The 12728-nt window shown below is 64.8% G+C and carries 9 protein-coding genes and 1 pseudogene; 6 read left to right on the forward strand and 4 right to left on the reverse strand.

All coding sequences use genetic code 11. The annotated features are described in order from the left end of the window. The first annotated feature begins 96 nt into the window (after positions 1-96). The 4 genes from catA to U5805_RS05885 all read left to right on the forward strand — a co-directional run bounded on the left by catA (position 97) and on the right by U5805_RS05885 (position 5434). On the forward strand, positions 97-1032 hold the full coding sequence (gene catA / locus U5805_RS05870) for a catechol 1,2-dioxygenase (RefSeq protein WP_322102505.1): 936 nt from the start codon (positions 97-99) through the stop codon (positions 1030-1032). Between the two features lie 105 nt (positions 1033-1137). Then, positions 1138-2403 (forward strand): GTPase, encoded by a 1266-nt coding sequence (locus U5805_RS05875; protein ID WP_322102506.1) that lies wholly within the window; start codon positions 1138-1140, stop codon positions 2401-2403. Continuing rightward, positions 2400-3941 (forward strand): dynamin family protein, encoded by a 1542-nt coding sequence (locus tag U5805_RS05880; protein WP_322102507.1) that lies wholly within the window; start codon positions 2400-2402, stop codon positions 3939-3941. Before U5805_RS05875 ends, U5805_RS05880 begins: the two co-directional genes overlap by 4 nt. Before the next feature lie 350 nt (positions 3942-4291). Beyond that, the gene (locus U5805_RS05885) at positions 4292-5434 is read left to right on the forward strand and encodes a GGDEF domain-containing protein (protein WP_322102508.1); all 1143 of its coding nucleotides are present in this window, start codon (positions 4292-4294) and stop codon (positions 5432-5434) included. A gap of 249 nt (positions 5435-5683) precedes the next feature. Here U5805_RS05885 and U5805_RS05890 read toward each other — a convergent pair. The 3 genes and pseudogenes from U5805_RS05890 to U5805_RS05900 form a co-directional block, all read right to left on the reverse strand. After that, positions 5684-6537, reverse strand: a pseudogene (locus tag U5805_RS05890) (helix-turn-helix domain-containing protein). 25 nt (positions 6538-6562) lie between these two features. Then, positions 6563-7120: a carboxymuconolactone decarboxylase family protein gene (locus U5805_RS05895; protein WP_322102509.1), complete on the reverse strand. Its 558-nt coding sequence runs from the start codon at positions 7118-7120 to the stop codon at positions 6563-6565. 307 nt (positions 7121-7427) lie between these two features. Further along, positions 7428-8609, reverse strand: coding sequence for a fumarylacetoacetate hydrolase family protein (locus tag U5805_RS05900; protein WP_322102510.1), 1182 nt, complete (start codon positions 8607-8609; stop codon positions 7428-7430). Between the two features lie 496 nt (positions 8610-9105). Between U5805_RS05900 and U5805_RS05905 the strand changes: the two genes are divergently transcribed. After that, on the forward strand, positions 9106-10551 hold the full coding sequence (locus U5805_RS05905) for an NAD-dependent succinate-semialdehyde dehydrogenase (RefSeq protein ID WP_322102511.1): 1446 nt from the start codon (positions 9106-9108) through the stop codon (positions 10549-10551). A 101-nt stretch (positions 10552-10652) separates the two neighbouring features. Here the strand turns inward: U5805_RS05905 and U5805_RS05910 are convergent, their stop codons facing one another. After that, positions 10653-11486 carry an NAD(P)-dependent oxidoreductase gene (locus tag U5805_RS05910; RefSeq protein WP_322102512.1) on the reverse strand — a complete coding sequence of 278 codons (834 nt, stop codon included), beginning with the start codon at positions 11484-11486 and terminating at the stop codon, positions 10653-10655. A 186-nt stretch (positions 11487-11672) separates the two neighbouring features. Here U5805_RS05910 and U5805_RS05915 point away from each other — a divergent pair, with 186 nt between their 5' ends. Then, positions 11673-12665 carry a LacI family DNA-binding transcriptional regulator gene (locus tag U5805_RS05915; protein WP_322102513.1) on the forward strand — a complete coding sequence of 331 codons (993 nt, stop codon included), beginning with the start codon at positions 11673-11675 and terminating at the stop codon, positions 12663-12665. The last annotated feature ends 63 nt before the right edge of the window (positions 12666-12728 follow it).

Raw genomic sequence — 12728 nt, forward strand, 5'->3', positions numbered from 1 at the left:
CATTCCATACAGGGCTGGCATGACTAATCAGTATGACGAATCAATACGATGAAACAGCCCGGCATCAATCCCCGAAAACCAGATGGAGACAGTGACATGAGCGCGAAGATATTCGAGAACCAGGACGTGCAGGATTTATTGAAGTCGGCGGCCAATCTCGACGGCGACGGCGGCAACGTGCGCTTCAAGCAGATCGTGCATCGCTTGCTGAGCGACGTGTTCAAGGCCATAGACGATCTCGACATCACGCCCGACGAAGTGTGGGCCGGCGTGAACTATCTGAACAGGCTGGGCCAGGATGGCGAGGCCGCGCTGCTCGCGGCGGGCCTCGGGCTCGAAAAGTATCTCGACATGCGCATGGACGCCGAAGACGCGGCCATCGGCCTTGCGGGCGGCACGCCGCGCACCATCGAAGGGCCGTTGTACGTGAGCGGCGCGCCGGTGCGCGAGGGCGTGACGAAGATGGACGTCAACCCCGACGAAGACGCGGGCCCGCTCGTGATTCGCGGCACGGTGAAGGACGTGGACGGCAAGCCGGTGACGAATGCCGTGGTGGAATGCTGGCATGCGAATTCGAAGGGCTTTTATTCGCACTTCGACCCGACCGGCGCGCAAAGCGATTTCAATTTGCGCGGCGCCGTGAAAACGGACGCACAAGGCCACTACGAATTTCGCACGTTGATGCCGGTGGGTTACGGCTGCCCGCCGCACGGCTCGACGCAGCAATTGCTCAATGCGCTTGCGCGCCACGGCAACCGCCCGGCGCACGTGCATTTCTTCGTGACCAGCGACGGTCATCGCAAACTGACGACGCAATTCAATATTGAAGGCGATCCGCTCATTTGGGACGATTTCGCCTATGCCACGCGCGAGGAACTGATTCCGCCGGTGACGGAAAAGACCGGCGGCGCCGCGCTCGGCCTGAAAAGCGACGCGTACAAGGAGATCGAATTCGACTTCGTGCTGACGCCGCTCGTGCAGGGCAAGGACAATCAGCGCGTGACTCGTCTGCGCGCGGCGGCGCAAGTTTAAAGCGTTAATGAGGCGGCATCGAAGGCCGCATTAAAGCGGCGTTAAAGACGAATTAAAGCGGCGGCGCGCGTGCCGCCGCGCGTCGAAAGCGTGAAGGAGGCCCCGGTGTCCAGCGAAATGCGCGAGCAAGCCACCCGCGACGTTCTGCCCGTATTGCCGGGCCGCGCGCACGATCTCGCGCGCCTGCACCGGCTCGTGAGCCGCGGCGAGCCGGTCGTGACCGTCATCGGCAAATACAATCATGGCAAGAGTAGTTTGCTTAACGAACTAATTGGCCACGATGCGTTTTCGGTGTCGGACAAGCGCGAGACGATCGTGCTGGCGGACCGTCTGCATGCAGGCGTGCGCTGGCTCGACGCGCCGGGGCTCGATGCCGACGTGGGCGCCGAAGACGATCGTCATGCGTTGCAGGCGGCATGGCTCAAGTCGGATATCCGTCTTTTCGTGCATGCCGCCAAGGAAGGCGAGCTGGACGCGAAGGAACTGGCGTTGCTGCACGAATTGCGCGAGGACGGCGCGCGAACCGCGCGGCAAACCTTGTTCGTGCTTTCGCAAGTGGATCAACTCGCCGACGAAACCGAGCGCGAAAAGATCGAAAAAGCCGTGAGCGCGCAGGCGCATGGGTTTGCGCTCAACGCGGTGTCTTCCGTCCGGCATCGCAAGGGGCGCGAAGGCGGCAAGACGCTGATGCTCGAAAAAAGCGGCTTTCCCGCGCTCAACGCCGCCTTGCGCGCGGCGCTCGCTCGCATTCCGCAGGCGCGCGCGCAGGAAACGGCGTTGCTGTTCGGCGAAATGAACGGCGAATTGCTGGCGCTTCGCGCGGCGCAAACGCTTACGCTCGAACAGTTGCGTCTAACCCGGCAACAACAGGCGCACGAATTCGAACGCGGATTGCGGGCCGTTATCGACAAAGTCAGCGGCGAGATCGAGCCGGTACTGAATGCGTTCGGCGAAGATCGCGCTCTCGTTCCCGACCACGCGAAAGATCATTACGGCATTACCGCAGGCAAGCGCGAGCGCGCGCATATCCAGATCGCGTATTCGCGCGCCTGCATCGCCATCGACAGTTTTCTCGCGGGTCATGGCGTGGTGGCGCTGCCCGCCGCGCAACATACGGCCGCGCATAGCCTGAATACGGTGATGATTGCGGTCATGGGCGTTTCGGTGAAATTTCGCAAGGACTTGCGGCGCATGTTCGGCGAAGCGGCGGGGCGCGAGCGTCTGCATCGCGACTTCACGCATTACTTCGAGCTCTCCGACGATCGGCGCGCGCTGGCGCAGCGTATCGCGCAGATCGAGGCGGCGCTGGGCGCTGCGGAGAAAGCGTCGGCGGCATTGCGAACTCTGCAAATGCAGGAACGGCGCGAATGAACGAAAGCGCGAGCCACGAAATGCGGTTTATTCGCGAAGTCGGCGCGTTGGATTTCGCCGCCGGCGACCTGGCGGCCACGCTTCAGGCGCTGGACGATTGGCGCGAACGTCTCGCAACGGATTTGCTCGCGCAGCGGCTGGAAAAGCAGGGCTTCCACGCACAGTCGCTATTCGCTCGCCGCATCGATTCGATCCACGCGATGCTGCGCGAAAGCGCGCGCGCCTGGGCGCAGCGGCGCGCCAATCTGCAAGCGGTGCAGTCGCTGGCGGATTCGTTCGGCGATAAAGCGCTGCTGCTCGTATTCGGCAAGTTCAACGCGGGCAAGAGCGCGTTCTGCAATTTTCTCGCCGACCGTTTTGCGGCATCCGGGCAGCCCGTGCGGTATTTTCATGTCGAAGCGGGAAAGATCGTGGCAACGGACGAGCGCTTGCGCGAAGGCTCGACCGAAACCACGTCGCGGCTCCAGGGTGTCGTGCTCGGCGCAACGCTGGTGCTGCTCGACACGCCCGGCCTGCATTCGGTCGCGCGCGACAATGCCGCGCTCACGCAGCAGTTCATGGACAGCGCCGACGCCGTGCTGTGGCTCACCAGTTCCACTTCGCCGGGCCAGATGCAGGAACTCGACGCACTGGGCCACGAATTGCGGCGCGGCAAGGTGCTGATGCCCATCGTCACGCGCAGCGACGCTTACGAAGAAGACGAGGTGGACGGCGCGATCCGCAAGGTCTTGCGCAATAAATCCGCCGCCGTTCGCGCGTTGCAGGAAGCCGACATTGCGGCGCGCGCGAAAGAAAAATTGCAGAGCATGGGCGTTGCGGTAACGCTGCTCGAATCGCCCGTTTCCGTTTCCGCCTATGTGGCGCGCGAAGCCGGACAAACCGCTGCGGCCATGCAAGCCGCCGGGTTCGAGCGGCTTTACGCGTCGTTGCGGGCGATGACGGCTTCGGCGTTGCGCTACAAGCGGCGCAAGCATGCCGAGATCGTGCTGCATCATCTGGAAGAAGACGTGCTGGGCGTGCTGCACGCCACGCTGCTGCCCGCGCTTGCCGCATTGAACGAGGCCGCGCAACAGGCGCTCGATTCGCTGGACGAATGCGAAACGCGCATTGTGAGTTCGGCCTGGCGCGGCATCGTGCCCGCGTTGCCCGAATGGCTCGATACCTATGCCGATACGCGCGATATTCAGGCGCTGGGCGATGGCTTGTCGCGCTCGATCGACGCGGCGCTGGCCCGCGAAGTCGATGCGCAACTTGCCGAATATGCGGTGGAGCACGGCTTTGCCACGCTCGATCTCGACGCTCTCCAGCGCACGATGGGCGATGCCATCGACATCGACATCGACTATCAAAAGCTGTATGGCGCGTTGCAAGCCGTCCTCCACGAAACATTGGTTCGGTATGCGAAATATGCGTGCGAAGCGGCGCGCGCCTCGATCGTGCAACTGACCCGGCACGCCGCGAAGCTCGATGCGTGCGTGAAATCGCACGAAAGCACGTTGGCCGGGCTAAAGGCGCGGCTGCGAGCGCAGACCGCCTAAGCGCGTGCCGGTGGCGCGGCCGCATTCGGGGCGTTTCATTCGGGGCGATCCATTCAGGACAATCCCTTACGCAGCCGCTATTCCTCACACGTATTCGATCTCCCAACGCGCTCGCCAGGCCTCGAACGACCTCGCAAACGATTGCGCACATCTGGCCGGGCGCGATGCGCAATGAAGGTCATTGTGTACACACCGACCTGCGATACGATAGGCATCGGCCTTGCATTGGGGCACGATGCCGTCTTCGTTCGTTTTTCTTTCCGTATTCCGTTTTTTGCCGCTTCCGACTTCCCGACCTGTTCGCCGACGCCCGCATGCTTAGCCCACTCTCCCTGTTCGGGATTTTGATCGTGTCTTGCCTGACGAGCGTCGCCATTCTGGGTTCGCTGTATCGCACGGCGGTGCCGGGGCTCGCGCGCTGGTGCCTCGCGTACACGCTGCTCGCGGCAGCGTCGCTACTGGTGGTAATGAGCGGCGTGCCGCTCGCACGCGGGGTGATCGTCGTCACGGCGTTGCTCACGATCGTGTCCGTTCTGCTGCTCGTGCAGGGCACGCGCGAGTTTTTCGGCATGAGCGCGGTATGCCGTCGCGAACTGGCGGCGGCTGCCGTCGCGTTCGCCGTCATGGTGTATTTCACGGAAATATCGCCGGATACGGACGCGCGCGTGCTGCTTTTTTCGCTGGTCCTCGCGTATGGGCGCATTGGGGTCGGCACGCTCACGCTGCGTTACGCCCCGCGCGACGGCGCGCGCTACGCGTACCGGTTCGTGGCGGCTGCGGCCTACCTGGGCGCGCTGATTCACGTCTCGCGCATCGCGGCCATTGCGGCGGGCGTGGCGCCGCACGGCACGCTGTTGCAGCCCACGACGTGGAATACGCTCGTTCTCGGCCTTGCCATCGTCACGTTGCCGTGCATGTCGATCGGCATGGTGATGCTCACGCACGACCGCTTGATTCGCCGCATGGAATGGCTCGCGACCGTCGACGAACTCACCGGCATTCTCATGCGCCGCGCCTTTATCTCGCAGGCGAACCGGATGCTGGGCGAGTCGTCGCACGCGCGCCCTTCGCTTTCCGTCGCGCTGCTCGACATCGACAACTTCAAGCTCATCAACGACGGATTCGGTCACGCCGCAGGCGACCGCATGCTGCGGCACGTCGCTTCGGTGGTGTCGGGGCAGTTGCGGCCGAGCGACGTGTTCGGGCGGCTCGGAGGCGAGGAATTCGCGATTGTGTTCGTGGGCGCGCTCGAAGCCGAGGCGGAAGCGCTGACGAACGCGTTGCGGCTGGCTGTCGAACAAACGCCCAGCAGCGGCGTGTGCTGCACGCTCAGCGCGGGCGTAAGCCGCGTGGCGCAGGGCGAGTCGCTCGAGGACGTCATGGCGCGCGCCGACACCGCGCTCTACATGGCGAAAGCGACGGGGCGCAACCGCGTGGTGACTGCGCCGCCCGGCGACCGGCAGGCTTGCACGGACGTGTCCGCGCGGGCGTGACGTGCGTTTGCGGCTGCATTTGCGTCGCAGTTGATATTGCGGTGCGGCTAACTGCAACTAACTGCCTGACGAACCGCGACGCCGCGAGCGCACCTTGATGGCGCGGCAACCTGTGCGTTCAGCCCTGAGCCAATAGACACCACAATCGCATCCTCAAGACCTTGCGCGAGCGCCTGGCGCCCCGGCGCAGGCGGCATTCGATTGACGCAATCCAAACCCAACAAGAAAGTGCGCGACGGTAACGCAGCGTCAATGCCGACCGGTTCGCGCGTTGACGTTTTCCGCGCTCCATTCCAAGTGACGCGACTCGGTTTCGTCGTCGGCGGGAAAGAGGCATTCGAGCCGCAATTCCTGCGCGCTCACGTTTTGCGGCGCACCCACGCTCGTGACAGCGAGAAGTAACGCAGCACGGCGCCGTCGCTTTTGAAACCGATCGGCACGAACGGCATCGAAGCCGCCGCGGCCGTCTGCGACGTTCTCCAGTCGCGCGGCACCTCGGGATAGGCGAGCAGGGCGTCGAGCAGTTGCTGCGTGCCGTCGTCGATGGCGCGCCCGATGGATTCGCGATGCACGCGTTGCAGCAGGCTGCGCGCGACCGTGGGCCAGTCGTCGACGAAAGGGCGCATGCCGCGAGGATCGAACATCAGATGCAGCATGTTGCGCGGCCCCTTGCGCGCGGCCATGTCGATAAAGCGGCTAAAGAAGCGCGGCGCGGCGTCGTTGGTCATGAGCACGTTCCAGTGCCGGTCCATCACGACGGCGGGATACGGCTCGTGCTGGCGCACGACGCGTTCGAGCGCGCGCACGACGGCGTGCATTTCCCGCGCATTCCATGGCGCTTCGGAATAGAGCGGCGCGTAACCGGCCGCGAGCAACAGCGCATTACGCTCGCGCAGCGGCACGTCGAGCGTTTGTGCGAGCGCGAGCAGCGTGTCGCGGCCCGGCACGCTGCGCCCGCTTTCGATAAAGCTGATCTGGCGCTGCGAGACGCCGGCCTCGAACGACAGATCGAGCTGACTCACGCCGCGCAAATCGCGCCAATAGCGCAGCAGGCTGCCCAGTTCTCCGGTTGCGGTTTTCGGGTCGCGACGGCTGGCGTTCATCGGCTTTCCTCTTTACGGTAGCGCCTCAAGCTGCGTGAGCATGCCACGCAAACGCTTCGAACGGCGCTTCGAGTGCCGGTTCGGTCACGCTGCTCGCGTAATTCGTGATCGTCGATGCGGCTACCACCGCGATCACTTCGAGCAGTTGTTCGGCGCTGAATCCGGCTGCGATAAAGCTTTGCCGGTCGCGCGCGCTCAGCCGGCCGCGTTTTTCGATCAGCGTGCGCGCGAGCGCGGAGAGCGCGGCCAGCCGCGCGTCGCCGGGCAGCGCGCCGCGCCGCATCGCTTCGACGTCCTCGTGCGCGACGCCTTGCTTGAGCGCGAGCGCGCTGTGAAAGGCCACCGGCCATTCGCTCGCGTTCGTGACCGCATTGGTGAGCAGCAGCGTCTGGATTTGCGGCTCCGTCAAACTGCTCGCATGCACGCGTTCGAACAAGCCGATAAAACCGTTGATCAACACGGGCGAATTGGCCATGACGGCGGCGATATTCGGAATCAGGCCGAATGCTTGCTGAAGTTGCCGAAGCACGGGCTGCGAGGCTTCGGGCGCGGATTCGAGCGTATGAACGCGATAGTCGGACATGATCGTTCCTTGGCATGAGCGCCGCCGGAATGGCGGCGCGACAGGCAAAGAATAAGAAGCTTCGCGCGGCGCGCCAATTACATCCGATGTAATCGTTCTGTTGCGCTTTTTTCGCGGCGCGAATGAAAATGCGCCCTTTGAAGCCGGGCGCATTCGAGTTGCCGAAGCGAATTAACGGTTTAAAAGCGGCCTGGCGCCTTAAGGGCGACCTAACGCTTAAAAAGCCGCTAAAGGCGAGTTAAAACTGAGGTAAAGCGTGAAGTAAAACGCGAAGTAAAGCGCGAAGTAAAACGTGAATTAAAGCGCTTCAATCCAGTTCGTAGCCGCGCGCCCAGAGATTCGCATAAAGCGCGCGCACGCCGAAAGTCCACGGCTCGATTTCGGTACACAGGCGCACGGTGTTGACGATGGCGCCGAGCGGCGGCGCGCTGATCGTCACCACGTCGCCGAGATGGTGCGTGAAGCCGCCGCCGGGCGCGTCGCGGTCCTTGATCGGCGAGAACATGGTGCCGAGAAACAGCACGAAGCCGTCGGGATATTGATGATGCTGCCCGCAGGTCTGCGCGACGAGATCGAGCGGGTCGCGGCTGATCTCCTTCATGTGGCTCACGCCTTCGAGCAGGAAGCCATCGTCGGCGCCTTCCACGCGCAGCGCGACGCTGGTGGCGCGAATCGTGTCGAGCGTGAAGTCGTCGTCGAACACGCGAATGAACGGCCCGATCGCGCAGGCGCCGTTATTGTCCTTGCATTTGCCGAGCAGCAGGGCGGAGCGGCCTTCGATGTCGCGCAGGTTCACGTCGTTGCCGAGCGTCGCGCCCACGGCGCGGCCCGCGCTGTCGACCGCGAGCACGATCTCGGGTTCCGGGTTGTTCCATGCCGAAGCCGGGTGCAGGCCGATATCGGCGCCGAATCCCACGGCCGACATCGGCTGCGATTTCGAAAACACCTCGGCGTCGGGGCCGATCCCGACTTCCATGTATTGCGACCACGCGCCACGGCGCTGAAGCTCCGCCTTGAGCTTGAGCGCTTCCGCCGAGCCGGGCTTGATCTTCGAAAGGTCGGTGCCGATCAGATTCGTGATTTCCGCGCGCACGTCCTGGGCTTTGGCGGGATCGCCGCCGGCCTGTTCCTCGATCACGCGTTCGAGCAGGCTCACCGCGAACGTCACGCCGCACGCCTTGATCGCCTGCACGTCGCACGGCGCGAGCAGGTACGGACGTCCCGCTTCGCGATGCGGCGGCAGGCTCGCCTCCACGAGCGCCTGCACGATGCCGAGCGGTTCACCGGCCGCGTGGCGCACGACGTCGATCAGGTCGTCGCGGTCGAACAGGTCTGCCGTGGTGGGCGTGATGTGCGTGATGTCGAAAACCTGACCATGACGCACGACGACGACACACGGGCCGTCGCCGTCGGGCGTGGCGCGCCAGACCCGGCCGACGAGCAGCGCGCGGTCGAGGTCTTGCGGAAGATAGGCGGAAATCGAAGGCATGGCGGTCCAGGCAAAGTCGGCAGTGAAGCGAATCGTAGAGCGGAAGCGCGCGGGCGTCCAAGCCAATGGCGCGATTTCCAGCCGGTTGGACGATTGCCTCGAACCCGGCGGCATGCGGTGTCCTGGGACGGCAGGCGGTGACGCGCCGCAACGCGGCCGCGCTGCACGCGGCGCATGACACGGTGCGCGACACGGCGCACGACACGGTGCATGACACGGTGCATGACACGGCGCATGACACGGCGATGGCATCGGCGCACGCGCGGCCGGCGCGTCGTCAGCGCGTGCCCAAGGGGCCGGAAACCACGCCGGCGTGCTGCGTGCGCGCGCGAAAGCCCCTCGCCGATTGCGTTTTTGCTCTACCATTTGCGGATGCGGTTAAAGCATCCGGGCAACGGCACCGCTGTAGCGCAAGCGTCTGGCCCCTCTCGTCGCCCGTCTTTCGCGTCGTTTGCGGCACGCTTGTTTCCACGAGGACACGTACTGAAGGTGATTTATGACGTCTAATACGTACCAGGACACGCAACTCTTTATCAACGGCGAATGGCTCGACGGCGAAGGCGGCGCGAGCATCGACGTCGTCAGCCCGGCCACCGGCGAGAAGATCGGCAAGGTTGCGCGCGCCAGCGTCAACGACCTCGAGCGCGCCGTGCAGGCCGCGCAGGCGGGGTTCGCGAAATGGCGCAAGGTCCCGGCCAACGAGCGCGCCGCGCTCATGCGCAAGGCCGCCGGCATCGTGCGTGAGCGCGTCGATTCGATCGCGCGCCTCATGACGCAGGAGCAGGGCAAGCCGCTCGCCGAAGCGAAGATCGAAGTGGCCTCGGCCGCCGACATCATCGAATGGTTCGCCGACGAAGGCCGCCGCGTCTATGGCCGCATCGTGCCGCCGCGCAACATCAACGCGCAGCAGACGGTCGTGAAGGAGCCGGTCGGTCCGGTCGCCGCGTTCACGCCGTGGAATTTCCCGGTCAATCAGGTCGTGCGCAAGCTTTCGGCCGCGCTCACCACGGGCTGCTCGTTCATCGTCAAGGCGCCGGAAGAAACGCCGGCCTCGCCCGCCGAACTGATCCGCGCATTCGCCGACGCGGGCATTCCCGCCGGCGTGCTGGGTCTCGTCTACGGCAGCCCGCCCGAAATCTCGAACTTCCTGATCGCGCATCCGGCCATCCGCAAGGTCACGTTCACGGGCTCCACGCCGGTCGGCAAGGAGCTCGCCGCGCTCGCGGGCCGTCACATGAAGCGCGCCACGATGGAACTGGGCGGGCACGCGCCCGTGATCGTCGCGGAAGACGCCGACGTCGAACTCGCCGTGAAGGCGGCGGGCGCGGCCAAGTTCCGCAACGCGGGCCAGGTCTGCATCTCGCCCACGCGTTTTCTCGTACACAACAGCTTGCGCGAGGCGTTCGCGCAAGCGCTCGTCAAGCACGCCGAAGGCCTCAAGGTCGGCGACGGCCTGGCCGAAGGCACGACGCTCGGGCCGCTCGCCAACGCGCGCCGCATCACGGCGATGGCGAGCGTGGTGGACAACGCGCGCAAGAGCGGCGCGAAAGTCGCCACGGGCGGCGAGCGCATCGGCTCGGCGGGCAACTTCTTCGCGCCCACGGTGCTGACCGACGTGCCGCTCGAAGCCGACGTGTTCAACAACGAACCGTTCGGCCCGGTCGCGGCCATTCGCGGCTTCGACAAGCTCGAGGACGCCATCGCCGAGGCGAACCGCCTGCCGTACGGCCTCGCGGGCTACGCGTTCACGAAGTCGTTCAGGAACGTGCATCTGCTTTCGCAGTCGCTCGAGGTGGGCATGCTGTGGATCAACCAGCCCGCCACGCCCTGGCCGGAAATGCCGTTCGGCGGCGTGAAGGATTCAGGCTACGGTTCGGAAGGCGGCCCGGAAGCGCTCGAGCCGTACCTCGTCACGAAGTCGGTGACGGTGATGACCGCGTAAGCGGCCACGGCATGACGATGCCGCGAGCGCGCGGCATCGTCGTGAAAAAAAACGCGCGGCGACGCAGGAAAGCGTCGCCGCGCGTTTTCTTTTGGCGCGCTTCAGCTCGCGGCTTTTTCCATCGGCTCGCCCAGCACGAACGGGCCGCCCTGGAACCGCTGCGCGGGATCGGCGAGATCGGCGTGCGGCGCGGCAGCCGGGAAACGCTGCGCATACGGCACCGAACTGTCGCGCGGACGGTAGCCGAGAAATGCCGCCTTCGCGTTGTTCCACCAGCTTGCCGGGTTATCCGAAACGCCATACACGACGGCGTGCGCCACGCGATTGGCGAACAGCGAGCAGCGCACGAGTTCGATGAAGTCGCGATAGCTCAGGAACGTGACGAGCATGCGCGCGTTCTTCGGCTCGTCGAACGACGAACCGATGCGCAGGCACACGGTTTCAATGCCGAAGCGGTCGTAGTAATAGCGCGAGAGCGATTCGCCGAAACTCTTCGTCACGCCGTAGAGGCTGTCGGGGCGAGGGGCCGCGTCGGTGTCCAGCACGCTCGTGACCGGATGAAAGCCGGTGACGTGATTCGAACTGGCGAACACCACGCGCTTCACGCCGTGTTTGCGCGCCGCTTCGTAGAGGTTGTACGTGCCGCGAATGTTCGCTTCGAGCAGATCGTCAAAGGGCGCGTCGATCGAAATGCCGCCCAGATGCACGATGGCGTCCACGTCCTGCACCATCTTCATGACCGCTTCGCGATCGGCGAGATCGGCGGGGCACAATTCCTCGTGCGGCGCGGCTTCGCCCAGCGGCGCGATGTCGCTCACGCGCACGGTGTCGGCCCAGTCGGCGAGCGCGCCGCGCAACTGGCGGCCCAGATTGCCGCCCGCGCCGGTGAGGAGCAGGCGACCGAACGGCTTGCCGGAGGAAGAGTGCTGGGGCATCGGGGTTCCCTAATAGCTGGTAAGGGGGTGAAGGGCGTGCGAAGAAAATTTCCGAGAAAACGTTTTCCAATATAACGAGCGGCGCAAGCAGCGTCAATGGTGGAATACGACCGGGCGGGCAGGCGATGGAGCGGGCGGCCGTTTCTGCGACAATGCACGCCGTCGCCCCGAAAAAAGTGCCGTGCCATGAAAAGCAGTTCTCCGACGATTCGCGATGTCGCCGCTCTCGCCGGCGTGTCGGTCGCGACCGTCTCGAAGTACGTCAACGGCACCCAGCGCTTCACGCCCACTGTCGAGGCGAAGCTCAAGGACGCCATCGAATTGCTCGGCTATCGCTCGAATCCGCTCGCGCGTTCGATGATTACCGGGCGCACGCGCACGATCGGCGTGGCGATTCTCGACATCACGAATCCGCATTTCACCAATGTGGTGAAGGGCGCGAACCGCGTGGCGCTTCAGCACGACTACACGCTGCTGTTCGTCGATACCGAGGAAAACCCGGCGCGCGAGCGGGCGCTGATCGAGGCGCTCGCGCCGCGCGTGGACGGGCTGCTCATCAGCTCGCGGATCTCGGCGGAAATCGGCAAATGGCTGCTCGAATTGCGCAAGCCCGCCGTCATGCTGCGCCGCGTGCCCGGCGTGGCGATTCCCAACGTGGGTTTCGACAATCCGCTCGCCACCTATATGCTCGCGCGCCATTTGCTCAATCTCGGGCACCGGCGCATTGCGTACCTCGGTTTCGACGCCGAAACCATCAACAACGAGCGCATCGAGGGCGCGCGCTCGGCGCTGGCCGAAGCGGGCCTCACGCTCGACGTCTACGACACGCATGCGCCCACGGCGCAGGGCGGCGTTGCGGCGTGCTCGCGCGTGATGCTCGGCCCGAAGCGCCCGCAGGCCGTGATTTGCTACAACGACCTGATCGCGCTCGGCTTCATGAAGGAAGCCAAGGTGCTGGGCTTCCAGTTGCCGCGCGACGTTTCCGTGGCGGGCATCGACAACGTGCCGTACGGCGAATACGTCGAGCCGCGCCTGACCACTATCGAAGGCCAGAGCGAAAAGATGGGCGAACTGGCGATGCAGATGCTGATCGACGCGCTCGCCGGCCGCACCGACATCGAGCACGTCATGCTCGAACCGAGCCTCGTCGTTCGCGATTCCACCGCGCCCTGCGGCTGATTTCTCTCGTTGCGCTTTCTGCACGCACGCCCCGCGCCATGCGGCGCGCGGCCTTGTTGCGTC

The organism is Paraburkholderia sp. J41, from assembly GCF_905220235.1.
Classification (GTDB): Bacteria; Pseudomonadota; Gammaproteobacteria; order Burkholderiales; family Burkholderiaceae; genus Paraburkholderia.